The following is a 23,625-nucleotide window of genomic DNA, read 5'->3' as shown; positions in this document are numbered from 1 at the left end:
GGCGGCCGACTCAAGGAGCCGGCGGGGACACGGCCACGCGCTGCCCCACGGTGCCGAACTCCAGCTGCGTCACCTTCTCGCGGGGCGGGCCCAGCGCGGGCAGGATGAACCACGCCGCGCCCCTCAGGGCCTGGGGGCTGCGCAGCGTCGCGCCCGGCTCCAGCACCCGCTCCACGATGCCGTCGGGGCCGTGGAAGGCGACGCGCAGCGGCTGGGGCGGACCGAGCGCCCGGACATAGAAGGCGTAGCGCTCAAGGTCCTGGCCCACGCCGCGCGACGCGAACCCGAGCACCTCCAGGTTCGCCTGCCGCGCGGACAGCTGCGTGATGCCGTCGGGCAGCGGCGCGGGCTGGGGCAGCGGCGCCTCCAGGTCATAGGCCCGCAGCGCGGCCTGCGGCGGCACGCCGGGGACGGGGGCATACGGCTCCGCGAGCGGTGAGACGAGATACGGGTGATACCCACGCTCATGCGCGAGGGCCACGTCCGGCGCCCGTCGGTACGCCATGCGCCCGCTCCAGAACATGAGGTTCAGGTTCTCGAAGTTGAGCGGTGGATCCCTGTCCAGCGCGGCGAAGATGACGCTGCGCTTCGGCGTGTTCCGGGCCAGCGCCCGCCCCACCTCGCGCGAATAGCTGACGTACAGCTCGTCGAGGTGCTCGGCCTGGTAGCGCGCCTTCTCCACCGGCAGCGTGATGGCCAGGTGCCAGCCGAGCACCGCCGACGCCGCGAGGCCCAGCCTCACGGTCATCCACTCGGGCCTGCGCGCCAGCCGGAACACCACCGCCGTCAGCAGCGCCGCGGAGACGGCGAGCGCCAACCCCTCGGCGAGCCCCGGGAGGGTCCGCGTCTGCGCCCACGACGTGGGAAGCGACTCGCGCAGCCGGGTCAGGGCGGGCAGGTGCTCGATGGCCAGCGGCGTGGCGAGCCCCGCCAGCAGCAGGGCCGCGAGCGCGGGATGGCGCCGCGCATCCGAGCCCGCGATGGCCAGCGCGGCGAGCACCGCGGGCACGGCCCCCCACGCGATGGCCGGGACCTTCACCGTGCCCAGCGACAGGACGAGCCACGTCGCCCCCACCCACAGCGCGAGCCCCACCGTCTCCAGCTCCCGCTTGCGCACGGCGCGCACCAGCAGCCAGCAGAACGCGACCAGGGGCACCACGTTCGGGAGGGGCTGGAGGCTGGTGCGGTTGACCTCGTTGAGGACGGCGTCCAGCGGGCGGCGCCAGGGCCCCACGTCCACCGTCGGATCCTGGAAGAGGTGCGCGCGCGTGACGCGCGACTCCAGGTCGTGCAGCTCCGGCCAGCGCCACGCGGAGTAGAGGCTCCACGGCGCGGCCACCACGAAGGCCGCGGCCCCCATGGCCACCACCGTGCGCAGCCGCGGGCCCGGACAGAAGCGCAGCCGGCTCAGGGCCCACAGCGTCGCGCCCACGCCCAGCGGCGTCAGCGCGAGCCCCGTCTTGCAGAGGAAGCCCAGCCCCACCACCGCCCCCGCCGCGAGCCCCCACCGCCACGAGTCCTCCCGGGTGGCGTGAAAGAGCAGCGCCACCGCCACGGCGTTGCAGCCCGACAGCCTGCCGTCCGGCCCGCGGGCCGCGGCGCGATGAGGTAGATGGCGGCCCCCGCGGCCAGGTGGCCCAGGAGCGAGGCCAGCCGCAGCGCGAGCGGCGTCACGCCCACGACGTACATCATCAGCGCCCCGAACCAGAAGGGGCCCGTGGGCTTGTGCATCCAGATGTGCGCGGCCCACCAGTGCCGGATGTCGCTCGGGTAGAGCGGATCCTTGTAGATGTGCGGCGTGAAGAACGTGTCGTGCGTGCCGCGCGCGGCGGCCTGATGCATCGCCTCGTCCCAGTTGTAGATGGCGGGATGGGCCAGGTGCGGCGCGAGCTGCGCGAGCCCCCACACCACGAGCGCCGCGACAAGCAGGCCATCGAGCTTCGTCCGGAAGGGGTCAGAGGGCTGGGCGGCCTGAAGATGCGTGCTCATCGGAAGGGGCGTGAATTCACCATCCACGCCCTGGGACCGCAAGCCGCCCCCCTCCTGACCGCTACGCGAGGAAGAGCCTCGGTGGCGCCCCGCGAGCAGCCCGGTACGCCAGGCCGCTCAACGTCACCCCGGCCATGAGCTACGCATAGCCCACCAGGGGCCACGCGGTGTCACCGTCCAGCAGGACGACCATCGAGGTCCCCAGGACGCCGACGACGAGGCTCTGGATGCAGAAGGAGAGCGCGACCGCCGCTCCCGCCACGGCGTCAAAGGCCTGGAGCGCGCCATTGGCGGTGACGGACGCGGCGAACACGATTCCGATCGCGATGACCCAGATGGGCATGACGAACGTCCAGAAGGACGGCGCCGCGAGGAGCTGCCCCACGGTCAGCAACACCGCGCCCAGGAGCAGCAGGAGCATGCCGCGCGCGAGGCTCCCCGCCAGCGGAGCGGATCCAGACGAGACGGCGCCGCACCACCTGTGTCGTCTTGAGTGTATTTCATGACTGGCTTTCCCGTTGCAGGGTAGCCCTCCCGCCCTTGAGCTGGAGCCGCCCGCCGGGAGCACCTGGTTGTTGGAATCCTGGCGGCGCGGTGCCCGGGTGCCGCGGTGGAAGTTGCATGTCGCGCCAACTGCTACGCTCGGCGGACTCCACTCCGGGACTCCTCCACCCATGAAGCGCACCCTCCTCGTCCTGCTGACACTCGTCCTGCTGCTCGCGGGCGGCCTCGTCGCCCGCACGCTGCGCTTCGGTTCACGACAGGTCTCCGCCGAGCCCGCGGACCCCTTCCCGGTGGATGCCGCCGCGGCCGCGGGCCGCCTCGCCGAGGCGCTGCGGCACAGGACCCTCGCCGCGTCCGACGGCCTGGGTGCGGACGACGCGGCCTTCCAGGCGCTGCATGACCAGCTCGTCGCGCAGTTCCCCCGCGTGCACGCGCGGCTCACGCACGAGGCCGTGGGCGCGCATTCGCACCTCTACACCTGGAAGGGCTCGGAGCCCGACCTCGCGCCCGTGCTGCTGATGGGCCACCTGGACGTGGTGCCCGCGGAGGCGGAGGCCACCTGGAGCCACCCGCCCTTCGACGGCGCCGTGGCGGAGGGCTACGTGTACGGGCGCGGGACGCTGGACGACAAGGGCAGCGTGCTGGCCATCCTCGAAGCCGTGGAGGGCCTGCTCGCCGAGGGCCACCAACCCCGCCGCACGGTGATGCTCGCCTTCGGCGCGGACGAGGAGGTGGGCGGGCAGGACGGTGCCGCGCGCGTGGCGGCGCTGCTGCGCGAGCGGGGCGTGCGCCTGGCTTCGGTGCTGGACGAGGGAGGCCCCATCGGCGTGGGGCTGGTGCCCGGCGTGGCCGCGCCGGTGGCGCTGGTGGGCGTGGCGGAGAAGGGCTCCGGACGCGTGGAGCTGACGGTGCGGAGCGAGGGCGGGCACGCGTCCATGCCGCCCCGGCAGACGGCCGCGAACACCCTGGCCCAGGCGCTCGTGCGGCTGGAGCAGAACCCCTTCCCGCCCGAGCTGCGCGGCGGGACGCGGGCCCTCTTCGAGTACGTGGGGCCGGAGATGGGCTTCGGCATGCGCCTGCTCTTCGCCAACACCTGGCTCTTCGCACCCCTCATCGAGCGGCAGATGGCCGCGTCGCCCTCCACGAACGCCAGCATCCGCACCACCCTCGCGGCCACCATGCTCGAGGGCAGCCCCAAGCCCAACGTGCTGCCCGCGAAGGCGCGCGCGGTGCTCAACGTCCGCCTCCTGCCGGGCGACAGCCTGGAGGACGTGCGGAGCCACGTGCGCAAGGTGGTGGAGGACGAGCGCGTGGAGCTGGTCGTCGAGGGCGATGAGGCCTCGCCGGTGTCGCGCCTGGACACGGAGGGCTGGCATCAGCTGCAGCGCAGCATCCGGCAGGTCTTCCCGGACGTGCTGGTGGCGCCCTTCCTCACCGTGGCCGCCACCGACGCCCGCTACTTCCATCCGCTGAGCGACAGCGTCTACCGCTTCGTGCCGGTGCGGATGAACCGGGAGGACCTCACGCGGATGCACGGCCGCGACGAGCGGCTCTCCGTCGAGGAGCACGCCGCCGCCATCCGCTTCTACGCGCAGTACCTGCGCAACACCACGCGCTGAGCGCGCCTACGCCGCGACGGTTCGCAGCAGCTCGTCGAGGTGGGTGAAGACGACCGTGGGCGCGCGCGAGCGCAGCAGCGCCTCCGTCGCGTAGCCCCACGTCACCGCTGCGGTGGCGATGCCCTCGGCCGCCGCGGCCTCGATGTCGCGCACCTCGTCGCCCACGGAGAGGACCTCGTGGGGGCGCACGCCGGCGGCCTTCAACACCTTCCGGAACTTCGCGCGCTTGCTGAAGAGGCCCGCGCCACAGGCGTAGTGGCGGATGCGCGCGGAGCCCACCGGCCCGAGCACGCGCCGGATGTTCGCCTCCGCGTTGGAGCTCACCACGGCCAGGGTGATGCCCAGCGCCTGCAACCGCTCCAGCATCGCCTCCACGCCCGGGAAGAGCGGGATGCGGTGCGCGTCGCGCGCCGCGAGCTTGCGCACGTGCGCGGCGATGAAGGGCAGCTTCCACCTGGGCACGCCCAGCGTCGCGATGAGGGCCCGGGTGTCCTGGCCGCGCAGCGCTTCCAGCTCCTCCGCGCTGACGCCGCGGAAGCCGTAGCGGCGGGCCACGTCGTTGAAGACGCCGCGCATCCAGCCCGCGCTGTCCGCGAGCGTCCCGTCGAAGTCGAAGATGATCAGCCGGTATGCCATGGGTGCCTTCGCCTCCCGGGCCTCAGCTCAGCGTCCCGCAGTCGGCGATGCGCTGGACCCGGAGCGCGGCCAGCCGCGCCAGCGGTGCCGCCACGTCGGGCCCTTCCAGCAAGGCCACCGCTCGGGCGACAGCGTCCAGGGTGGACATGCCGGCGGGGTGCGAGGGCTCGCGAAGCCGGAGCAGCCCGGGCTCGGGCGGGGGCAGCACCAGCCGGGGGAGCGCGCGCAGCTCGGGGAGCCGCTGGGTCATCCTCCGCGCCTGCGACCAGTTCGCGTCCAGCACCACCACCTGCCTGGGCGGGGGCGCGTCCGGGGGCGCGGGGGCCCCGTCCGGGAACAGCAACCACGTCCCCGGCTCGGTGAGGACCTCCATGTCGAAGGTCCCCGCCATCGAGCCGTGGATGAGCAGCCGCGAGTTCGCGAGCGCGTGCGCGGCCACGCCCCCCGTGTTGCTCCGCTTCGAGACCTCCATCACGTGCTGGAGGAAGACGAACCGGGTCCGGGTCTCCACCCGGGGGACCTCCGCGCACAGGCACAGGTGCTTCGCCAGGTTGCAGCGCGAACAGCGGGGGGGACGGGCGGCACGGGGAGGCATCCTCCCGTCATCCTGGGCCGGTCCCCGTTTGAAGAGAAGCGCTCGTTGCCGGAGAGGCAGCCACCGGGCCCACGGCGGGTGGCACGGCGCCCAGGCCCAGCTTCTCGCGCCGGGCCAGCTCGCTCGCGCCCAGAAAGCCCCGGATGAGCCCCCCGAAGACAATGGCGCGGAAGGCCAGCCCCCAGAGGACGGACAGCCCTGACGATCGCGGCGACATCACTGTCGCGTACACCCCGAAGAGGCTGTCGACGGAATAGATGAGAATGGCCACCAGCGGCGCCGCGCGGGAGCGCTTGAACATGAAGAAGCCCAGCGCGGCCAGGACACCTCCGAAGAGGAGGTTGAACACAACCACGCGAAGCTGCTTCACCGGGTTGCGCGCAATGACAAACGACACCATCGCGGACGCCGTGATGAAGGACGCCAGGCCGTAAAGCATGAGCGTGCCGGTCCGCACCCGCCGGATGGGATCCGTCGCGGTGTCGGGCAGGGGCACGCCGTTGCGCAGCACCCGCAGCTCCGGCGTCATGACATGGACGAGCTGGACGTGCAGCGCGCTTGCGTCCGGGAGCTTGAACTCCACGCCCTGTTCCAACTGGAGGGGGTCTTCCACCGAGCCCACCCGCTGGCCCTCCAGCTCGACCTCCAGGTCCCGGTAGTCGGCGCGCCACTGCAACTTCAGGCTCAAGGGCCCGCCCTCTTCCAACGCCAGCCTCATCGCACCCATCGACGAACTCCCACGCCAGCTCAGAAGAAGTGGTTGTACAGCGCCAGCCAGAGAAGAAAGAGCATCACCACGTGGAACCACCCCACGTTGCGTGCGATCACCGCCGGCTCGCGCCCGGACAGGGGCGCCTGGCCCGCCTCGATGGCATTGAGCTCCTGCTGTCCCAGCACCAGCCCGGCGATGCCAGGAATGAAGCCGCAGAAGCCCACGGTGGCAAGCACCAGGGCCAGCACCGCCCGCCCGGAGGGCTTCTCGCTCCGGCTCAACGCATGGCAGGCGGGGCACAACCCGCGCCCCCCGGCGCCTTTGCGACACAGGGCACAGGTGAAGGTTCCGCACCGGGAGCAGGTCTCTTCCGCGAGCGTATCGGGATGTCTGGGACAAGAAGCGGCGGGCACTGCATCCATCCCATACCCATATCATTCACTGCGTCCTGGCGGCGCGTTCGAAGGCCTCGCGGGCGCGTTCCCTCTCCGGCCGGTGCTGCTGCGCCCACGTCGCGAGCGCGGAGACGGGTTCGAGCAGCGCGCCCCAGCGCTGAAGCGGCGAACACGCCCTTCAACTTCTTCCTCGCCGCGCTGTCTTTGTCTTCTGGGGCGAAGGTCCCGCGCTGGGCATCCGCATTGGCCGAGGACCGCCCCCGGACGCAGCTCCGAGGGCCGGTCCCCGAGCGCCCCCTGGCCGTCAGGCCTTGGCGCCCTTCGTGGCCTCGTGCTCGTCGCGGCCGTGCACGGAGGACACGGGGCTCGTCGCCTCCACGGCGGAGAAGGTCTCCAGGACCTTGTACGTGTGGCTGGCCCCTCGCGGCACGAGCCAGGAGTCCCCCGGGTTCAGCAGGATGACCTGCCCCTCCAGGTGCAGCTCCGCGCGGCCCTTGAGCACGAAGCCCACGGTCTCGTAGTCGCGGGTGCTGGCGGGCTTGGCCTCGGCGGGCGGCTCGTCCTCCCACAGCCGCATGGCCACCCGGACGCCGGATGCGAGGTACTTCTGGCCCATCTCCCCCTTGGGGGAATGGCGGCTCTCGACCTTCTTCACACTGGTGTCGCCCATGTTCGCCTCTCCTGGGGGCGGCGTGAGGCGCCGCGCTCCTCCTCGGGAGAAGGTAGGCAAGGCCCCCGGCGGTGGCGGACCGCGTCGCGCAGGCCGCTCGCCCGCCCTGCGTCCAGAAAGACGAAAGCCCAGCCTCCGTGGGGAGACTGGGCTTCGAGGACTCACCTCAGGGGGTGAGTCGCAGGTCCAGCTCGCTCAGGCCGCGCGGACGTTCTGCGCCTGAAGGCCCTTGGGGCCGCGGGTGACTTCGAACTCCACCTTCTGGCCCTCGGCCAGGGTGCGGAAGCCATCCATGTTGATGGCAGTGTGATGGCAGAAAACGTCCTCGCCATTGTCCTGCGCGATGAAACCGAAGCCCTTCGCGTCGTTGAACCACTTCACGGTACCAGATGCCATTGTGAGTCTCTTCTCTTTCTCTGCTCTGTGCGGGTGACCGGCTCACGCCTGTCACCCATGCCGGAACGCACATCGCCCCGGCATTCCGGGCACTCTACCCACTTCCCGCCCGAACACCACCATCGCGGGCGGAATCCAGCAGGAAGCCGTCCTTCATCCGACACAGCGGACCCGGACGAGGCCCGGCGATTGAACATCCCATGCCCCACCGGGCATTCCGGACACCCCTCCCCGGCCCTTCACACTTCTTCACCGCCGCCGGGCGTGGGCTTCACACCCGCCCTCTACCTTGCGCTCCGTCAGAAACGACGCGGGCCCGCCGGTGCGGTGCCCGCCTGCCTCCTGGAGCCAAGACCATGTTCGGATTCTTCTTCGGTACCGCCTGCCTCGCCGGTCTCTTCGCCACCCTGCGTCGGGGCCGCTACGGCTCCCCCCCCCACGGCCGGGGGGGCCGCTGGGGCATGCGCCCCCGGCTGCGCTGGCTCTTCGAGCGGCTGGAGACGTCTCCCGGCCAGGAGAAGGTCATCGTGAAGGCCGTGGAGAACGTCCGCGAGGCCTTCGCCAAGGTGAAGGACCAGTGGGGCCCCAGCCGCACGTCGCTCGCGGGCTCGCTGCGCGGCGAGCACTTCGACGGCGCCATGCTGCGCGAGCTGTTCAGCCGCCACGACGTGGCGCTGGAGACGCTGCGCAACGCCGTACAGGACGCCCTGTCCCAGGTGCACGAGGCGCTGGAGCCCAACCAGCGCCGCGAGCTCGCGGACATCATCGAGCACGGCTGGGGCTACGGCTGGCGCGGCGAGGGCCGGGGCTGGCATGGCCGGCACTGCGGTGGGTACGGCCGCTGGGGTGGCCGCCCCCACAACGATGACCGCCCCGCGTCCTTCATCTGAACCCCCTGCCCCCTTCCTGGAGACTTCCCATGAGACACCGCCTGCTCGTCGTCCTCCTCGCCGCGGGTGCCATCGGAGGCTATGCCTCCGGCTTCGCGAGCCTCGCCCGCCACCACCGCGCCCACTGCCACCGGGGCGACTGGGGGGGCCCCGCCTACCGCAACGGGATGCCGCCGTACTGGGACTGGCACGCGCCCAGGCCCCAGGACACCGCGGCCCCCGCCGACGCACCGGGAGCGCGTTAGGATTCACGTCCGCCCATGCCCACCCGCGTCCTGCTCATCGATGACGACACCCGGATGTTCGAGCTGCTCGCGGAGTACCTCGGGCAGAACGGCATCACCGTCAGCCACGCGCCGGATGGAGGCCGCGGGCTGGCGGCGCTGGAGGCGAGCACCTACGACGCCGTGCTCCTGGACGTGATGATGCCGGGCATGGACGGCCTGGAGGTGTGCAAGCGCATCCGGGCCAGGAGCCGCATCCCCGTGCTGATGCTCACCGCCAAGGGCGACGAGACGGACCGGGTGGTGGGCCTGGAGCTGGGCGCGGACGACTACCTGCCCAAGCCCTTCGGCCCGCGCGAGCTGCTCGCCCGCCTGCGCGCGGTGCTGCGGCGGGCGCAGCCGGCGGCGGTGGCGGACCGGCTCGAGTCCAGCGGCGTCTCCATCGACGTGTCCGGGCGCGAGGTGAAGGTGGAGGGGAGGGTCGTGGAGCTGACGGGCCTGGAGTTCGACCTGCTGCTCGCGCTGGTGCGGCGCGCGGGCCGGGTGATTCCGCGCGACGCCCTGCTGGGCGAGGCGGGCCGCAACGACACGGTGGTGAGCGAGCGCACGGTGGACGTGCACATCTCCCACCTGCGCCAGAAGCTGGGGGACGAGGGCGCGCGCCTCATCAAGACGGTGCGCGGCGTGGGCTACGTCTTCGCCAAGGAAGGCGCCTGATGGGCTGGAGGCACCACCACTGGCATCCCGACAGGGAGGCCTGCGGGCCGGAGCTGCACCGGAGGTTCGGCCGCCACGCCCAGGCCCGCCACCGGCGCATGTTCCACCTGGGCCGGCTGGGCTCCTATGTGCAGGAGCGGCTGCGGCGGCGGCTGTTCGTCATGTTCGGGCTCACCATCCTGGTGACGGTGTTCGTGGTGTCCTGGGTGATGAACCTGGCCGGCGGCAACAGCTGGCGGCAGGAGACGGAGCGCATCCGCGCGTTCGTGGGGCACCGCTTCGCGGAGGTGTGGGACGCGCCCGCCGCGCGCGACGCCCTGCTGCGGAGCATCTCCGACGACCTGGACGTGGACGTCGAGCTGACGGACCTGTCCGGCGCGGTGGTGGCCCGAGCAGGCCACCCGTGCGCGAAGCCGGACGCGGCCATCCCGGTGATGCGGCGGGACGCGCAGCTGGGGACGCTGCTCGCGTGCTACCTGCAGACCCGCTCGCGAAGCCCCTGGCGCGCCGTGCTGCCGCTGGGCATCGCGGTGCTGGTGCTGTGGACGGCGGCGGGCGGCATCTCGTTCCGGCTGGCGAGGCCGGTGGACACGCTGGTGAAGGCCACGCAGGAGCTGGGCGAGGGCCGCTTGAGCGCGCGGGCGAGCCTGGACCGCCACCTCACCGGCGAGTTCGCCGTGCTCGCCGAGTCCTTCAACGACATGGCGGCGCGCATCGAGAAGCAGCTGGCGGACCAACGCGAGCTGCTGGCGGCCGTATCCCATGAGCTGCGCACGCCGCTGGCCCGGCTGCGGGTGCTGACGGAGCTCCTGCGCGACGGCGGCGGCAACCCGCGCACGCTGGACCAGGTGGACCGCGAGGTGGTGGAGCTGGACGCGCTGGTGGGCGAGCTGCTCGCCAGCTCCCGCCTGGACTTCGGGCAGCTCACGCCCAAGGCGCTGGAGGCGGGCGTGCTGGCGGCGCAGGCGCTGGAGCGCGTGGGGCTGTCCGCGACGCTGCTCCAGCCGGAGACGGACGACGTGGCGCTGATGGCGGACGCGACGCTGCTGGGCCGGGCGCTGGTGAACCTGCTCGACAACGCGCGCAAGCACGGCGTGGGCGTGGAGGCGCTGCGCATCCAGGAGCACGGGAAGGAGCACCTGGCCTTCAGCGTGGAGGACCGGGGCCCGGGGCTCCTGCCCGGCGAGGAGACGCGCATCTTCCAGCCGTTCTACCGGAAGGACCGGGGCGGCGAGGCGCGCGAGGCCGGCTCGCTGGGGCTGGGGCTCGCGCTGGTGCAGCGCATCGCCCGGGCCCACGGCGGCGAGGCCTTCGCGGCGAACCGGCCCGGCGGCGGCGCGCGCGTGGGCTTCACGGTGCGCAGGGCCGGACCGCCGTCGAGCCCGCAGGGGTGAAGGGGCCGCGAGCAGCCCCCTCCCCTCTCCCGGCTACTGCTTCGCCTGCGCGTCCGTCGCGGCGAAGGTGAACGTCGCCTCCGCGGGCGCGCCGTCCTTCACGGTGACCTCGGCCGTCTTGGTGCCCAGCGTCTCGTGCCACGCCTCCAGCGTGTACGTGCCCGCGGGCAGGCCGGTCAGCGTGAAGGCGCCGTCCGCGCCGGTGGTGGCGAAGTACGGGTTGGGGTTGCTCACCACGTAGGCCGCCATCCACGGGTGCACGTCGCACTTGAGGCGCAGCACCTCCGCGTCCGACGGGAGCGGCTTCTGCACCGGCGCGCCCGAGGGCGGCTGCGCCACGTTGAACACCGGCCGCGTGCCCACCACGCCGCGCACGTTGTGCAGCGTGCCGTCGCTGTTCTTGAACACCACCTGCTGGCCCGCCACCGCGCCCTGCACGCGCGGCACGTAGGTGCACTTGGACTGGTCCACCACCACGGGCGTGGCCGGCGGCGCCGCGGGCGCGCCCGCGACCGGGCCCTTCACACGCACCAGGACGTTCTGGAGCTTGCCGTCCTTCACCAGCACGGACTGCTCCTTCTCCGGCCGCCCGTCGCACGCCGGGTCCGCGCTGGGCGCTAGGTCCGCCATCTCCGGCGGCGTCCCGGTGAACGACACCGTGCCCTTCACCACGCCGTTGCCCGCGGGCGCCGGAGCCGCCGCCTCCCCCGTCCCCGCCGTGGGAGCCGGAGGCACGGCCTCCTGCGCGGGAGCGGACGGACGCGCGGCGGGCGTCTCCGTGGAGGGCGTGGGCGCCTCCTCCTTCTTGCACGCGGGCAGGGCCAGGAGCCCCGCGACACCGACCATCGACAGGCCCAAAAGACGCAGCTTCATGACGCGGTCTCCTCTGGAGTGTTCTTCCGTGATGCGGTGCCCGCCGTCGTAGTGGAAGGCACCGGGCAAGTCCACCGACCCGCGGCGAGCGGCTACTCGCGGCGGCTCACGCTGAACGCGGCCAACCCCACGAACACCGCCGCGAACGCCAGCAGCGCGGGCACCTCCCACCCCACCGTCGCCCCGCCCTGCGAGCCCACCGCCAGCGACGCCTGCGCCCCGTACAGCGCGCGGCGCACGCCCTCGACGAAGAAGCGCATCGGGTTGAGCGTCATCACCCACGACAGCACCGGCCCCGCGCCCTTCACCGGGAACATGGCCCCGGAGAGCACCCACATGGGCAGCATCACCAGGCTCATCACCGCGTGGTAGCCCGCGCTCGACTTCACCCACCACGCCAGGGCCATGCCCATGCCGGTGAGCGCCAGCGCCGACAGCACCATCACCGCGGCGAGCAGCGGGTAGTCCACCGCCTTCACGTCCACGCCGGCCAGCGGCGCGAAGAGCAGGAACAGCGACGCCTGCATCAGCGCGATGGAAGACGAGCCCAGCGCCTTGCCCAGCACCACCGCCAGCCGGGACCCCGGCCCCGCCAGCACCGCCTGGAGGAAGCCCTCCTTGCGGTCCTCGATGACGGTGATGGTCGCGAAGATGGCGCTGAAGAGCACCACCATGGTGACGACGCCCGGGAAGAAGAACTGCTGGTAGCCCAGCCCCTGCGCGCCCTCCACGCGGAACGACCCCGCGAAGCCCGAGCCGATGACGAACCAGAACAGGATGGGCTGCGCCAGCGCGCCAACCACCCGGCTGGGCTGCCGGAAGAAGCGCACCACGTCGCGCGAGAGCAGCACCCACACGGTGGCCCACTGGAGCGCGAGCGTCCCCGGCTCCCGGCGGTGGGCCGGGGCGGCGGGCGCGTCCAGGGAGGAGGACGGAACGGAAAGGTCGGCGCTCATCGGCGTTTCCTCGGCGCGGGCGTGGGCGAGGGGGCGTCCGCCCCCAGGGCCTTCCCGGTGAGCTGGAGGAACACGTCCGCCAGCGTGGGCCGGCGCAGCGACACGGAGGCGAACCGTCCCGAGGGGAAGGCCTCCACCAGCCGCGGCACCAGCGCATGTCCCTGTGAAGCCTCCACCTGCACCCGCCCCTCCACCACCTTCGCCGCGAGCCCCAGCCGCTCCGTCACCTGCGCGGCCAGCGCCTCCGGCTCAGGGCCCTCCAGCGTCAGGATGTCGCCGCCCATGCGCGAGGCGAGCGCCCCGGGCGTGTCACACGCCACCAGCCTCCCGGCGTCCAGCACCGCCAGCCGGTCGCACCCCTCCGCCTCATCCGCCCGGTGCGTGGTGAGCAGCACGGTCACGCCCTGCGCGTCGCGCAGGCGCTTGAGGTGCGTCCAGAAGGTGCGGAAGGCCGCCTCGTCCAGGCCCTGCGTGGGCTCGTCCATCAGCACCACGCGCGGCTGGTGCACCAGGGCGCGCGCCAGCTCCAGCCGCCGGCGCATGCCACCGGACCAGGTGCCCACCTTCTCGTCGCCCCGGTCCAGGAGGCCGATGAGCGACAGCATCGTCTCCACGCGCGCCTTCGCGTCCGCGCCCGTGAGCCCGTACAGCCGCGCCCCCAGGAGCAGGTTCTCCCGGGCCGTGAGCAGGTCGTCCAGGCTGCTCTTCTGGAAGATGATGCCCATCTGGCGCCGCAGCGCCGGGTCGCTCAGGGAGAGCGCCTTGCCGGCGAAGCGCACCTGCCCCGCGTCCGGCGCGAGCAGCCCTGCGAGGAGCTGGAAGGTGGTGGACTTGCCGGCGCCGTTGGGTCCCAGGAGGCCCAGGATCTCTCCCGGCTGCACGGACAGCGACAGCCCGTCCACGGCGGTGCGCCCGCCGAAGCGGCGCGTGAGCCCCTCCAGGCGGAGCAGCGGCGGGGGCGGGGTCGGAACGGAGGTGTCAGGCATGCGGAAAGGCGGCCTCGCGCCCGGACGCCGCGCGAGGGGCCTAGCCGCGGGGGATGCGGTCCAGCACCATCACGGCGAACAGGCCGGTGAGATACACGAGCGAATACAGGAACGTCTGGCGCGCCCAGGGCTTTCCCAGGTGCTTGAAGAAGCCCCACGCCCCCAGGGCCAGGAAGCCCAGCCCCAGCACCACCGCCGCCGCCAGGTACCAGGTGCCGGCGATGTGCAGCTGGAACGGCAGCAGCGTCATGGGCACCAGCGCCACCAGGTAGAGCACCACCTGCGCGCGGCTGGACTCGTCCCCGCGCTCCAGCGGCACGGACTTGAGCCCGGCCGCCGCGTACTCGTCCTTGCGGAACAGCGCGATGGCGATGAAGTGCGGCATCTGCCAGAGGAACATGATGGCGAACAGCGCGAAGCCGCCCGCGTCCACCTGGTCCGTCACCGCCGTCCAGCCCATCAGCGGAGGCAGCGCGCCGGGGACGGCGCCCACTAGCATCGCCGCGGACGTGCGGGCCTTGAGCGGCGTGTAGGCCAGCACGTAGCTGAGCAGCGCGATGAGCCCCAGCACGCCCGTGAGCAGGTTGGCCCCCAGCACCAGCGCGGGCAGCGACACCGCCGCCAGCGACAGGCCGAACCACAGCGCCGTGCTCGGGTCCATGCGCCCGGCGGGCAGCGGCCGGTTGCGGGTGCGCGCCATGAACTGGTCGCTGTGCCGCTCCAGGTAGCAGTTGAACGCGTTCGCCGCGCCCACCGTCCCCGCCGTCGCCAGGAGCGTCACCAGCATCCGCACCGGCGTGAAGTGCCCCGGCGCCAGGAACATGCCCCCCGCCGCGGTGATGAGCACCAGCGACGACAGCCTCGGCTTGGTGAGGGAGATCAGGTCGGACGCGGTGGACGACAGGGACAGGGCACGCGCGCTCAAGCGGACTCCAGCAGGTGGCCCCGGACCGCGGTCGCTACCGGTCAGGGGGTGTGGGGTGGACCCTCCCATACCGTCACCCGGGAGGGGTGGCAAGGCGGGTGCGCCCCGCCACATCAGCCTGCCTTGTCGCCCCCCGTCGAAAACGGAACGCCGCGAGGCCCCTGGGGGCGCCGCGGCGTGTGGGAGACAGCGGGAGGCGGGAGGTCAGTTCCCCGCGAGCCGCTGCGCGTCGGACAGGTACTCGCCCTTGGGCTCGCGCTTCACGTACTCCTGCGCCAGCGTCTTCACCTTGCCCGACTGCTTGGGGTCCTTGGAGAGCAGCGACGCGTAGAAGTAGTACGCCGGCGAGTAGTTCTCGTCGGCCTGCAGCGCGCGCTGGTAGGTCTCGTCCGCCTTCGCCGTGTCGCCCTTGCCCTGGTAGACGCGGCCCAGCTCCGTGAGCGCCAGGGCGACGCGGTCGGGCTGGCCGAAGAACTCCTGGCTGGCCTTCTCCAGCTGCTCCTTCGCCTTGTCCCACTCCGAGCGCTCCCGGTAGATGCCGCCCATGGCGAGCCGGGCCTCCGGGTTCTTCGCCTTGGGGTCCTTCACCGCGCGCTGGTACTGCGCGAGCGCGTCCTCCAGCTTGTTCTGGCGGCGGTAGGCGTTGCCCAGCATCACCACCAGCTTCGGGCTGTCGCCCATGGTCTTGAGCGCGGTGACGAGCGCCTCGGCGGCCTCCTTCTCACCGCCCGGCTTGCCCATGAGCGCCTTGGCCAGCTCGACGTGGAACTGCGCGCGGCTGCCGTCCACGCGGATGGCCTTGCGGATCTCCTCCGCGGCCGCGTCGAAGTTGCCCTCCGCCAGCAGGCGGCGGCCCTTGATGAGGTTGAGCTCCGGGTTCTGCTTGTCCAGCGCGAAGCCGGTCTCCTCCGCCTTGGTCACCTCCTGCTTCGCCTTGGCCGGATCCGCCGGCACGCCCGTGGCCTCGGACAGCTTCTGCTGCACGTCCGGCTTGAGCGAGGGCATGTCCAGGGCCACGCGGGCGATGAGCAGCGAGCGCGCGAGCTGCGCGGTGGCGAGCTGGCGGGGGCTGGGCGGCGGCTCCGCCTCCAGCAGCTTCTTGATGTCCCGGCTGGCCACCGCGTAGTTCGGCTCGTCCTGCTCCAGCATCAGCAGCGAGCGGCCCAGCAGCGACTCTGGGTGGTCCTTCTCGTAGCGCAGGGCGAAGTCGTAGTTCTTCCAGGCGGTGTTGTCCTGGCCCAGCCGGCGGTACACCGCGCCCAGGCCCGCGTAGACGCGCGGATCATCCGGCGCCAGCGCCTGCGCGCGCTCCAGGCTGTCCCGCGCGCGCTCCAGGTCTCCCGCGTTCATCTGGATGAGGCCCAGCGTGAGGTACAGGAGCGAGGACGCCTTGTTCTGGTCGTTGAGCTCCTTGACCTGCGTCTCCAGCGAGGCCAGGGCGCCCTTGCCGTCTCCGCCGTAGGTCTTGATCAGCGCCTGCGCCGCGATGAGGTGGCTGGACAGCTCCTTGCCCTTCTGGGCCGCCGCCAGGTGCTCCTCCGCCTGCCGGCGCGCGTCGTCGCCGCCGCCGTGCTCACCCCAGCGGATGGCGTACGCGTAGGCGAGGTAGCCGTGGGCCGCGGTGGAGTCCGGGTCCACCTCCAGCGCCAGGTCCGCCGCCTCGCACGCCTTCTTGTAGCTGGCGAACGAGTCGTGCTTGAGCTGCTCGGTGGCGGCGTCCAGGTTCTTCTTGAGCTCGCGGCCGCGCTTCTTGGCCTGCGCCGAGTACCAGCCGTATCCGCCCGCGAACAGCGGGATGAGGATGAGCAGGATCAGCGACAGCATCTTGCTGCTGTTGCTCTTGGACGCGTTCCGCTGGCGAGGCGCGACATCGTCGTCGTCGTCCTCGACCTCCTCCACCACCACCTGCGGACGGCGCTGGGCGGGGCGCGCGGCGGAATCCGCGGGACGCGCCGTGCGGGCCGCCTGCTGCGACGGAGCGCTGATGCGGCCCACGGCCTGCCCCGCGGCAGGCGCAGCGGCGGGCGGGGCGGCCACGGGGACGGTCGCCGCGGCGGGCGCCTCCGGGGCGGCCGGGGGTGGCGCGGCCACGGGCGCGAGCACCGGCGCGGGCGCGGCGGGGCGGGGGATCTCCACCTTGTACTGCTGGAGCAGCGTGACGGTCTCCGGATCCCCCGGGTCCGCCTGGTAGGCCTTGAGCAGGTTGGCGCGGCCGGCGTCCGGCTCGCCGTTCTTCAGCTGCAGCACGCCCGCCATGCGCAGGGCGGCCTTGTCCTCCGGCTGCACCTGGAGCGCGCCCATGACCTCTTCGAGCGCCTTCTTGTCCTTGTTCTGCGCCGCATAGACGCGCGCGAGGAGGAGGCGGGGATCGGCCGCGGTCGGGTGCGCCTTGACGCCCTTCTTGCAGACGACCATCGCTTCCATGAAACGACCCAGGTCGAGGTACGCCTCCGCCAGGGGCTTGTACGCATCCGACGACGGGTCGGAAGCGAACGAATGCTCAAGCTTCGCGAGCTCGGTGGGGCTCAACGTCTTCGATGGGGAGGTGGACATGAACCAGAAGGGGCCCGGAATGGCCGGGAAGGATGCGGTACCGGAAGGCGGTTTTTATGGCATCCACAGTGCGGCACGTCAATCGCAGGGTTGGTACTGGAAACGAGCGGCTTGACAGCGGGGTGGGGCTCCGGTACTAGCCCACTCACTTCGCGGGACCCAACGCCCGCGAGGCGCAGCAGGCAGCCAGCAGTCCCCATATGGGGGTGTAGCTCAGTTGGGAGAGCGTCGCGTTCGCAATGCGAAGGTCGTCGGTTCGATCCCGTCCACCTCCACCATGAAGCACGAAGGGCCTCACGGGAAACCGTGAGGCCCTTTGCATTTCAGGCCATTGGCGAATTGCAAAGGCTTCCGGCTTTGTTATCCGGGGCCGATGACCGACCCGTCCGCCTCCCTGTCGTTCTTCGCCCGCTTCTGGCTCGCCTGGCTGTGCTTCTGGCGCTGCCTCGTGTCCCGCGAATTCGCGCAGGCCGTGCTGCCGACCAGCCGCGCCTACGACGCCGGCCAGCTCAAGGAGCTTCCGTCCGGGGAGCCGTCAGCCCCGCCGCCGGTGAGGACGCCCGCCGTCGAGGCGCCCGTCGCGCCAGCGCCCCTGCCCCCCGAGCGCGAGCACGCCAGCGCCCTGTCGCTGCTGGCCATGCTCCAGCGCGAGGGCCGCTTCCTGGACTTCGTGCAGGAGAACGTCGCGGCCTTCCCGGACGCGGACGTGGGCGCGGCGGCCCGCATCGTCCACGAGGGCTGCCGCAAGGTGGTGCACGAGTACCTCACGCTCCAGCCGGTGCTGCCGCAGGGCGAGGGCGACAAGGTGACGGTGCCCCCCGGCTTCGACGCGCAGCGCATCCGGCTCACCGGCAACGTCGCCGGGGAGCCTCCTTATGGCGGCACGCTCCGGCACCACGGCTGGGTGACCACGGAGGTGAAGTTCCCGTCCGTCAGCCCCGCCATGGAGCCGCGCGTGCTGGCACCGGCGGAGGTCGAGCTGGCCTGATGCCCGCCTGGTGAGCAGGCGGCGCATCCTCCGAAGTCCCCTTCCTTCGAGGAACCACAAGGCCCCTCCCCGGGGTTCCTGACCGATATGGCCCGATACGCAATCGGCATCGACCTGGGCACCACGCACTCCGCGGTGTCCTACTTCAACCTCGAGGACGGCAAGCCGCGCGGCCCCTCGCAGTCCATGCTGCCGGTGCCGCAGGTGACGGCGCCCGGCACCGTGGAGGCGCGTCCGCTGCTGCCCTCCTTCCTCTACCTCCCCAGCGCGCAGGAGTTCCCGGAGGGCAGCCTCGCGCTGCCGTGGAGCGCGGAGCCGGGCGTCATCGTGGGGGACTTCGCCCGCTCGCACGGGGCGAAGGTGCCCACGCGGCTGGTGTCCTCCGCGAAGAGCTGGCTGTCGCACCCGGGCGTGGACCGGCGCTCGGCGCTGCTGCCCTGGCAGGCGCCGCCGGAGGTGCAGCGCGTGTCGCCGCTGGACGCGTCCGCGCGCTACCTGCGCCACCTGAGGGAGGCGTGGGACCACACCTTCGCCCGCGCGCAGGAGGAGTCCGGCAACGCGCTGTCGCGGCAGGAGGTCATCGTCACCGTCCCGGCGTCCTTCGACGCGGCGGCGCGCGACCTGACGCTGGAGGCCGCGAAGGCGGCGGGCATCGAGCACCTCACGCTGCTCGAGGAGCCGCAGGCCGCGCTGTACGCGTGGCTGGAGGCGATGGGGGAGAACTTCCGCAAGCAGGTGCAGCCCGGGGAGGTGATCCTCGTGGTGGACGTGGGCGGCGGCACGTCCGACTTCTCCGTCATCACCGTGAAGGACCGCGAGGGGGACCTGGAGCTGCTGCGCGTGGCGGTGGGCGACCACATCCTGCTGGGCGGCGACAACATGGACCTCGCCCTGGCGCACACGCTCAACCAGCGGCTGGCGGCGGAGGGGCGCAAGCTGGACGCGTGGCAGTTCAACGGCCTCACCTACGGGTGCCGGCACGCGAAGGAGGCGCTGTACGCGGACGCCTCGCTGGAGCGGGTGCCCATCGCGATTCCGGGCCGGGGCTCGTCGCTCATCGGCGGCACGCTGCGCACGGAGCTGACGCGCGAGGAGCTGGACCGCGTCCTCACGGACGGCTTCTTCCCGGTGACGCAGGTGGCGGACCTGCCGCGCACCGCCCGGCGCACGGGCCTGGCGCAGATGGCGCTGCCGTACGCGCAGGACGCGGCGGTGACCCGGCACCTGGCGGCGTTCCTCACCCGGCAGGCCCAGGCCCTGGCGGCCAGCGCGGACTCGCCGGTGGACGTCACGGGCAAGGGCTTCCTGCACCCCACGGCGGTGCTCTTCAACGGCGGCGTCTTCAAGGCCGGACCGCTGAAGGGCCGGGTGATGGAGGTCCTCAACCAGTGGCTCGCCTCGGAAGGGGCGCCCCCGGCGAAGGAGCTGGAGGGCTCCGACCTGGACCTCGCGGTGGCGCGGGGCGCGGCGTACTACGGCTGGGTGCGCCAGGGCCACGGCCTGCGCATCCGCGGCGGCACGGCGCGCGCCTACTACGTGGGCGTGGAGACGGCGATGCCGGCGGTGCCGGGCATGGAGCCGCCCGTGAAGGCGCTGTGCGTGGCGCCCTTCGGGATGGAGGAGGGGACGCAGGCGGACGTGCCGCCCCAGGAGTTCGGCCTCGTCACCGGCGAGCCCACCCGCTTCCGCTTCTTCGCGTCGTCCGTGCGCCGCGACGACAAGGTGGGCGAGATGGTGGAGGACGTGGAGTCGGAGCTGGCGTCCGGGGGGCTGGAGGAGGTGGCGCCCATCGAGACGACGCTGCCCGGACAGCCCACGCCCTTTGGCGACCTGACGCCGGTGAACCTCCAGGCGGCGGTGACGGAGGTGGGCACGCTGGAGCTGCGCTGCCTGGAGAAGAACGGCTCCGGACGCTGGAAGCTGGAGCTCAACGTGCGCATGAAGGAGTAGAAGGAGCCCCGCACACCGGAGGCGTATGCGAATCGTCGGCATCGACCTGGGCACCACCCATTGCGCGGTGGCATCCGTGGATCCAGCAAAGGGCTCGGGGGCGCCCGTCGAGGACTTCCCCCTGCCCCAGCTCGTCCGCCAGGGCGAGGTGGCCCCCCGCGCCCTCCTGCCGTCCGCCGTCTACGTCCCCGCCGGCCACGAGCTGGCCCCGGAGGTGCTGCGCCTGCCCTGGGGCGACGACGGCGGCCCCTACGTGGTGGGCGAGCTGGCCCGCTGGCAGGGCGCGCGCGTGCCGGGCCGGCTGGTGGCCTCCGCGAAGAGCTGGCTGTGCCACCCGGGCGTGGACCGCTCCGCGCCCATCCTCCCGTGGGGCGCGCCCGCGGACGTGCAGAAGCTGTCCCCGGTGGACGCGTCCGCCCTGCTCCTCACGCACATGGCCCGGGCGTGGGACCACGCCCACCCGGCCGAGCCCCTGTCGAAGCAGGAGGTGGTCATCACCGTCCCCGCTTCGTTCGACGAGGCGGCGCGAGCCCTCACGGTGAGCGCGGCGCGCAAGGCGGGGCTGGAGCGGTTCACGCTGCTGGAGGAGCCGCAGGCGGCCTTCTACGACTACACCGCGCGCCACCGCGCGGACCTGGAGCAGACGCTGTCCCAGGTGCGGCTGGTGCTGGTGGTAGACGTGGGCGGCGGCACCACGGACTTCACGCTGGTGCACGCGGGCGTGTCGCCGGAGGGGCCCATGCTGCGGCGGCTGGCGGTGGGCGACCACCTGATGCTGGGCGGCGACAACATGGACGCGGCGCTCGCCCGGCGCATGGAGGAGAAGCTCACCCAGAACGGCCGGCGCCTGTCCGCGACGCAGTGGACGCAGGCCATCCAGGCCGCGCGCACCGCGAAGGAGGAGCTCCTCGGGCGCGCGCCGCCGGAGAGGTACGGCGTGTCGCTCATCGGCGAGGGCAGCCGGCTGCTGGGCGGCACGCTGTCCACGGAGCTGGGCCGCGACGAGGCGCACGCGCTGGTGCTGGACGGCTTCTTCCCCCTGTCGTCGCCCGCGGACCGGCCCCGGCGCGCGGCGCGCATGGCGCTCCAGGAGCTGGGCCTGCCGTACGTGCAGGACCCCGCCGTCACCCGGCACCTGGCGGCCTTCCTCGCGCAGCACGCGGCGGCGGGCTTCGCGGCGCTGGGCGAGGCGCCGTCGCACGAAGGCGCCCTGCCCCGCCCGGACGCCATCCTGCTCAACGGCGGCGTCTTCAACTCGCCGCAGATCTCCGCGCGCCTGGTGGACGCGCTGTCCGCGTGGTGGCCGCAGGCGCCGCGCATCGCGCTGCTCAAGCACGAGTCGCTGGAGCTCGCGGTCGCCCGGGGCGCGGCGTACTACGGCCTGGTGCGGCGCGGACACGGCCTGCGCATCGGCGGGGGCGCGGCGCGCGCGTACTACGTGGGCTTGCAGCGCGGCCCGGACAGCGCGGAGCAGCCCACGCTGTGCCTGATTCCCCGCGGCTTCGAGGAGGGCCAGAAGGTGGACCTGGGCGAGCGCCCCTTCACGCTCACCCTGGGGCGGCCGGTGCAGTTCGCGCTCTACTCCACGACGAGCGACCGCATCGACAAGCCGGGGGACCTGGTGCCGCTGGCGGAGGACCTGAAGCCGCTGCCGCCCATCCACACGCTGCTCAAGGGCGCGTCCGGCAAGGTCACCGAGGTGCCGGTGCACCTCCAGGCGGCGCTCACGGAGATTGGCACGCTGGAGCTGTTCTGCGTGTCGGACGTCGCGGACGAGCGGTGGCGCCTGGAGTTCGAGCTGCGCGGCACCGGCGGCTCGCACGAGCTGACCGTCACCGAGTCCATGCCCGCGCGCTTCGCCGAGGCGAAGGACAACGTGGAGCGCGTCTACGGCAACAAGCCGCTGCCCCTGGGCCCCAAGGACGTGAAGCAGCTGTCGCGCACGCTGGAGAAGGTGCTGGGCCCGCGCGAGACGTGGCGCGTGCCGGTGCTGCGCGAGCTGTGGAGCACGCTCTACGCGGGCGCGAGCAAGCGCCGCCGCTCGGATGACCACGAGCGCGTCTTCTACAGCCTCACCGGCTTCTGCCTGCGCCCCGGCTTCGGCTACCCGCTGGACGGCTGGCGCGCGGAGCAGACCTTCAGCCTCTTCGACGCGCTGGTGCAGCACCACACGGACAAGGCGGTGTGGACGGAGTTCTGGGTGATGTGGCGCCGCGTCGCGGGCGGCCTCACCGAGGCGCAGCAGCAGAAGCTGTACGCCTACCTCCAGCCGCACCTGGCCCGGCGCGTGCCCCCGGACGCGCCCACGCCGGCCGGCAAGCCCAAGGGCATCCAGCCGGAGGGGCTGGACGAGATGATCCGCACCGTCGCCTCGCTGGAGCACCTGTCGCCGGGCGACAAGGCGGAGGTGGGCCGGTGGATCGCCGCGCGCCTGAAGGCCGAGTCCCGCTCCGGCGGCCCGTGGGCCTGGGCCCTGGGCCGGCTGGGCGCGCGCGTGCCGCTGTATGGCAGCAGCCACAAGGTCGTGGACGTGGAGACGGCGGAGGCGTGGCTGGAGCTGCTCCTGTCGCTGGACCTGCGCAAGGTGGACGGAGCGCCCTTCGCCGCCGCCCAGCTGGCGCGCCTCACCGGCGACCGCACGCGCGATCTGGAGCCAGCGCTGCGCGAGCGCACCGCCGAGGCGCTGGTGGCCGCGAAGGCCGCCGACACCTGGGTGCGGATGGTGCGCGAGGTGGTGGCCCTGGAGGCGGCGGACGAAGCCCGGGCGCTCGGTGACACGCTGCCGGCGGGCCTGCGGCTGTCCTGACGGGGAGGCGGGCCGCCCGGGCGGCTCCAGCGCGGCCGGGACGCGAGGCTCGCGCGCCCCCCGGCCGGGCGGAGCATCCCCGAGGGGAACGACCCTTCTGGGGCGCTTCGAGCAGGGACTCCGGACAGAGCCGTTACATGCGGGGGCGCGAGCGTGCGCGCCCCGCGGGGCGGATCATCCCAGGCGGCGGCTCAGACCGGCACGGTGGCCGTCGCGTCAGCCTCGACGACCGACGTGGGCTCGGCGACCGATGTGGGCTCAACGACCGCCGTCGCCTCGACGACCGACGTGGGCTCAACGACCGATGTCGCCTCGACGACCGGCGAGGCGTCGACGACCGCTGTCGCCTCGACGACCGACGCGGCCCCAACGACCGACGCGGCGTCGACGAGCGTGGGCGCCACGGGCGCGGCGTCGAGCGGCACGTCGGTGACGACCTGGAGCACGGGCTCCGTGGCGGCGACGGCGGGCACCTCGACGGTGGCGGCCTGGGACTCGTCCTTCTTCGGCTTCTTCGTGCCCGCGCCCGAGCGGCAGCCCCGGCACCACGGCTGGTTGCGGATGGCGCCGTCCGCCATCTTCCGCAGCCCGAACTGCGCCAGCGGCTTGAGCGTCTTGCACTTCAGGCACATCAGCGAGATCAGCACCTCGTGGCCGTCGGCGTCGTAGACGGAGGACTTGCGCCGCTTGCGCGGCTGCCCCGGCTCGCGCGCCTCTTTCTTCTCGGGCGCAACCGGGACCATCATCGGGGTCACTTTGTAGAGCATCTCTTCTGTCCCTCCCACGCACGGGCTCCAACTTGCTCGCGCTGGCTGGAGGGCCGCGCCTGCAAGGGATCTCGCGTGCC

At 72.7% G+C, this 23,625-nt stretch carries 21 protein-coding genes, 1 tRNA gene and 2 pseudogenes; 9 read left to right on the top strand and 15 right to left on the bottom strand.

Annotated features, from left to right (window positions below; all coding sequences use genetic code 11):
• Positions 1–10: 10 nt before the first annotated feature.
• The 3 genes and pseudogenes from U8525_RS11935 to U8525_RS11925 form a co-directional block, all read right to left on the bottom strand.
• On the bottom strand, positions 11–1,549 hold the full coding sequence (locus U8525_RS11935) for a dolichyl-phosphate-mannose--protein mannosyltransferase (RefSeq protein ID WP_374264901.1): 1,539 nt from the start codon (positions 1,547–1,549) through the stop codon (positions 11–13).
• A complete protein-coding gene (locus tag U8525_RS11930; protein WP_374264899.1) occupies positions 1,444–1,989 on the bottom strand; it encodes a hypothetical protein in 546 nt (181 codons plus the stop codon). The genes U8525_RS11935 and U8525_RS11930 overlap by 106 nt, the downstream gene beginning before the upstream one ends.
• A 139-nt stretch (positions 1,990–2,128) precedes the next feature.
• A pseudogene (locus U8525_RS11925) lies at positions 2,129–2,434 on the bottom strand (CmlA/FloR family chloramphenicol efflux MFS transporter); the annotation flags it as partial.
• A gap of 229 nt (positions 2,435–2,663) precedes the next feature.
• On the opposite strand from U8525_RS11925, the gene U8525_RS11920 reads away from it, so the two are divergent.
• A complete protein-coding gene (locus U8525_RS11920) occupies positions 2,664–4,112 on the top strand; it encodes a M20 family peptidase (protein ID WP_374264897.1) in 1,449 nt (482 codons plus the stop codon).
• A gap of 6 nt (positions 4,113–4,118) precedes the next feature.
• On the opposite strand, the gene U8525_RS11915 is transcribed toward U8525_RS11920, so the two are convergent.
• The 6 genes from U8525_RS11915 to U8525_RS11890 form a co-directional block, all read right to left on the bottom strand.
• Positions 4,119–4,748: an HAD hydrolase-like protein gene (locus U8525_RS11915; RefSeq protein ID WP_374264895.1), complete on the bottom strand. Its 630-nt coding sequence runs from the start codon at positions 4,746–4,748 to the stop codon at positions 4,119–4,121.
• A gap of 22 nt (positions 4,749–4,770) precedes the next feature.
• The gene (locus U8525_RS11910) at positions 4,771–5,343 is read right to left on the bottom strand and encodes a tRNA-uridine aminocarboxypropyltransferase (protein WP_374264893.1); all 573 of its coding nucleotides are present in this window, start codon (positions 5,341–5,343) and stop codon (positions 4,771–4,773) included.
• Positions 5,344–5,350: 7 nt separating this feature from the next.
• Entirely contained in the window at positions 5,351–6,031 is a 681-nt protein-coding gene (locus tag U8525_RS11905; RefSeq protein ID WP_374264891.1) for a hypothetical protein, read from the bottom strand.
• A gap of 59 nt (positions 6,032–6,090) precedes the next feature.
• The gene (locus U8525_RS11900) at positions 6,091–6,303 is read right to left on the bottom strand and encodes a hypothetical protein (RefSeq protein WP_374264889.1); all 213 of its coding nucleotides are present in this window, start codon (positions 6,301–6,303) and stop codon (positions 6,091–6,093) included.
• Between the two features lie 451 nt (positions 6,304–6,754).
• Positions 6,755–7,120, bottom strand: a complete 366-nt coding sequence (locus tag U8525_RS11895; protein WP_374264887.1) for a cupin domain-containing protein — start codon at positions 7,118–7,120, stop codon at positions 6,755–6,757.
• Between the two features lie 195 nt (positions 7,121–7,315).
• Positions 7,316–7,516 carry a cold-shock protein gene (locus tag U8525_RS11890; RefSeq protein WP_374264885.1) on the bottom strand — a complete coding sequence of 67 codons (201 nt, stop codon included), beginning with the start codon at positions 7,514–7,516 and terminating at the stop codon, positions 7,316–7,318.
• Positions 7,517–7,872: 356 nt separating this feature from the next.
• Here U8525_RS11890 and U8525_RS11885 point away from each other — a divergent pair, with 356 nt between their 5' ends.
• Genes U8525_RS11885 through U8525_RS11870 form a run of 4 tightly spaced genes read left to right on the top strand, consistent with a single transcriptional unit; the run spans position 7,873 to position 10,741 of the window.
• Positions 7,873–8,406 carry a periplasmic heavy metal sensor gene (locus tag U8525_RS11885; protein ID WP_374264883.1) on the top strand — a complete coding sequence of 178 codons (534 nt, stop codon included), beginning with the start codon at positions 7,873–7,875 and terminating at the stop codon, positions 8,404–8,406.
• A 29-nt stretch (positions 8,407–8,435) separates the two neighbouring features.
• A complete protein-coding gene (locus U8525_RS11880; RefSeq protein ID WP_374264881.1) occupies positions 8,436–8,651 on the top strand; it encodes a hypothetical protein in 216 nt (71 codons plus the stop codon).
• A gap of 15 nt (positions 8,652–8,666) precedes the next feature.
• Positions 8,667–9,347, top strand: coding sequence for a response regulator transcription factor (locus U8525_RS11875; protein ID WP_374264879.1), 681 nt, complete (start codon positions 8,667–8,669; stop codon positions 9,345–9,347).
• Positions 9,347–10,741 (top strand): ATP-binding protein, encoded by a 1,395-nt coding sequence (locus tag U8525_RS11870; protein WP_374264877.1) that lies wholly within the window; start codon positions 9,347–9,349, stop codon positions 10,739–10,741. Before U8525_RS11875 ends, U8525_RS11870 begins: the two co-directional genes overlap by 1 nt.
• 33 nt (positions 10,742–10,774) lie before the next feature.
• On the opposite strand, the gene U8525_RS11865 is transcribed toward U8525_RS11870, so the two are convergent.
• The 5 genes from U8525_RS11865 to U8525_RS11845 form a co-directional block, all read right to left on the bottom strand.
• The gene (locus tag U8525_RS11865; protein WP_374264875.1) at positions 10,775–11,614 is read right to left on the bottom strand and encodes a carboxypeptidase regulatory-like domain-containing protein; all 840 of its coding nucleotides are present in this window, start codon (positions 11,612–11,614) and stop codon (positions 10,775–10,777) included.
• Positions 11,615–11,706: 92 nt separating this feature from the next.
• Positions 11,707–12,570, bottom strand: a complete 864-nt coding sequence (locus U8525_RS11860) for an ABC transporter permease (RefSeq protein ID WP_374264873.1) — start codon at positions 12,568–12,570, stop codon at positions 11,707–11,709.
• Entirely contained in the window at positions 12,567–13,556 is a 990-nt protein-coding gene (locus U8525_RS11855; RefSeq protein ID WP_374264871.1) for an ABC transporter ATP-binding protein, read from the bottom strand. Before U8525_RS11855 ends, U8525_RS11860 begins: the two co-directional genes overlap by 4 nt.
• Positions 13,557–13,596: 40 nt before the next feature.
• Positions 13,597–14,481: a heme o synthase gene (gene cyoE, locus U8525_RS11850; protein ID WP_374264869.1), complete on the bottom strand. Its 885-nt coding sequence runs from the start codon at positions 14,479–14,481 to the stop codon at positions 13,597–13,599.
• Between the two features lie 204 nt (positions 14,482–14,685).
• Positions 14,686–17,034 carry a tetratricopeptide repeat protein gene (locus tag U8525_RS11845; protein WP_374264867.1) on the bottom strand — a complete coding sequence of 783 codons (2,349 nt, stop codon included), beginning with the start codon at positions 17,032–17,034 and terminating at the stop codon, positions 14,686–14,688.
• 202 nt (positions 17,035–17,236) lie between these two features.
• Here U8525_RS11845 and U8525_RS11840 point away from each other — a divergent pair.
• The 4 genes from U8525_RS11840 to U8525_RS11825 all read left to right on the top strand — a co-directional run bounded on the left by U8525_RS11840 (position 17,237) and on the right by U8525_RS11825 (position 22,778).
• Positions 17,237–17,312: transfer RNA gene (locus U8525_RS11840), tRNA-Ala, on the top strand.
• A 95-nt stretch (positions 17,313–17,407) separates the two neighbouring features.
• Positions 17,408–18,022 carry a DUF2760 domain-containing protein gene (locus U8525_RS11835; RefSeq protein ID WP_374264865.1) on the top strand — a complete coding sequence of 205 codons (615 nt, stop codon included), beginning with the start codon at positions 17,408–17,410 and terminating at the stop codon, positions 18,020–18,022.
• An 87-nt stretch (positions 18,023–18,109) separates the two neighbouring features.
• The gene (locus U8525_RS11830; RefSeq protein ID WP_374264863.1) at positions 18,110–19,972 is read left to right on the top strand and encodes an Hsp70 family protein; all 1,863 of its coding nucleotides are present in this window, start codon (positions 18,110–18,112) and stop codon (positions 19,970–19,972) included.
• 25 nt (positions 19,973–19,997) lie between these two features.
• Positions 19,998–22,778: an Hsp70 family protein gene (locus U8525_RS11825; RefSeq protein WP_374264861.1), complete on the top strand. Its 2,781-nt coding sequence runs from the start codon at positions 19,998–20,000 to the stop codon at positions 22,776–22,778.
• Positions 22,779–23,176: 398 nt separating this feature from the next.
• Here the strand turns inward: U8525_RS11825 and U8525_RS11820 are convergent.
• Positions 23,177–23,545, bottom strand: a pseudogene (locus U8525_RS11820) (hypothetical protein); the annotation flags it as partial.
• Positions 23,546–23,625 lie beyond the last annotated feature (80 nt).

The sequence above is a fragment of the Corallococcus sp. RDP092CA genome (assembly GCF_041903675.1).
Lineage (GTDB): Bacteria > Myxococcota > Myxococcia > Myxococcales > Myxococcaceae > Corallococcus.
This window is presented reverse-complemented; position numbering and strand designations above follow the sequence as displayed.

Coding starts and splice junctions, on each gene's coding strand:
- U8525_RS11880 (WP_374264881.1), top strand. CDS start 8,436: ATGAGACACCGCCTGCTCGTCGTCCTCCTCGCCGCGGGTGCCATCGGA.
- U8525_RS11825 (WP_374264861.1), top strand. CDS start 19,998: ATGCGAATCGTCGGCATCGACCTGGGCACCACCCATTGCGCGGTGGCA.
- U8525_RS11855 (WP_374264871.1), bottom strand. CDS start 13,556: ATGCCTGACACCTCCGTTCCGACCCCGCCCCCGCCGCTGCTCCGCCTG.
- U8525_RS11920 (WP_374264897.1), top strand. CDS start 2,664: ATGAAGCGCACCCTCCTCGTCCTGCTGACACTCGTCCTGCTGCTCGCG.
- U8525_RS11870 (WP_374264877.1), top strand. CDS start 9,347: ATGGGCTGGAGGCACCACCACTGGCATCCCGACAGGGAGGCCTGCGGG.
- U8525_RS11835 (WP_374264865.1), top strand. CDS start 17,408: ATGACCGACCCGTCCGCCTCCCTGTCGTTCTTCGCCCGCTTCTGGCTC.
- U8525_RS11895 (WP_374264887.1), bottom strand. CDS start 7,120: ATGGGCGACACCAGTGTGAAGAAGGTCGAGAGCCGCCATTCCCCCAAG.
- U8525_RS11830 (WP_374264863.1), top strand. CDS start 18,110: ATGGCCCGATACGCAATCGGCATCGACCTGGGCACCACGCACTCCGCG.
- U8525_RS11885 (WP_374264883.1), top strand. CDS start 7,873: ATGTTCGGATTCTTCTTCGGTACCGCCTGCCTCGCCGGTCTCTTCGCC.
- U8525_RS11915 (WP_374264895.1), bottom strand. CDS start 4,748: ATGGCATACCGGCTGATCATCTTCGACTTCGACGGGACGCTCGCGGAC.
- U8525_RS11890 (WP_374264885.1), bottom strand. CDS start 7,516: ATGGCATCTGGTACCGTGAAGTGGTTCAACGACGCGAAGGGCTTCGGT.
- U8525_RS11910 (WP_374264893.1), bottom strand. CDS start 5,343: ATGCCTCCCCGTGCCGCCCGTCCCCCCCGCTGTTCGCGCTGCAACCTG.
- U8525_RS11845 (WP_374264867.1), bottom strand. CDS start 17,034: ATGTCCACCTCCCCATCGAAGACGTTGAGCCCCACCGAGCTCGCGAAG.
- U8525_RS11860 (WP_374264873.1), bottom strand. CDS start 12,570: ATGAGCGCCGACCTTTCCGTTCCGTCCTCCTCCCTGGACGCGCCCGCC.
- U8525_RS11930 (WP_374264899.1), bottom strand. CDS start 1,989: ATGAGCACGCATCTTCAGGCCGCCCAGCCCTCTGACCCCTTCCGGACG.
- U8525_RS11875 (WP_374264879.1), top strand. CDS start 8,667: ATGCCCACCCGCGTCCTGCTCATCGATGACGACACCCGGATGTTCGAG.
- U8525_RS11865 (WP_374264875.1), bottom strand. CDS start 11,614: ATGAAGCTGCGTCTTTTGGGCCTGTCGATGGTCGGTGTCGCGGGGCTC.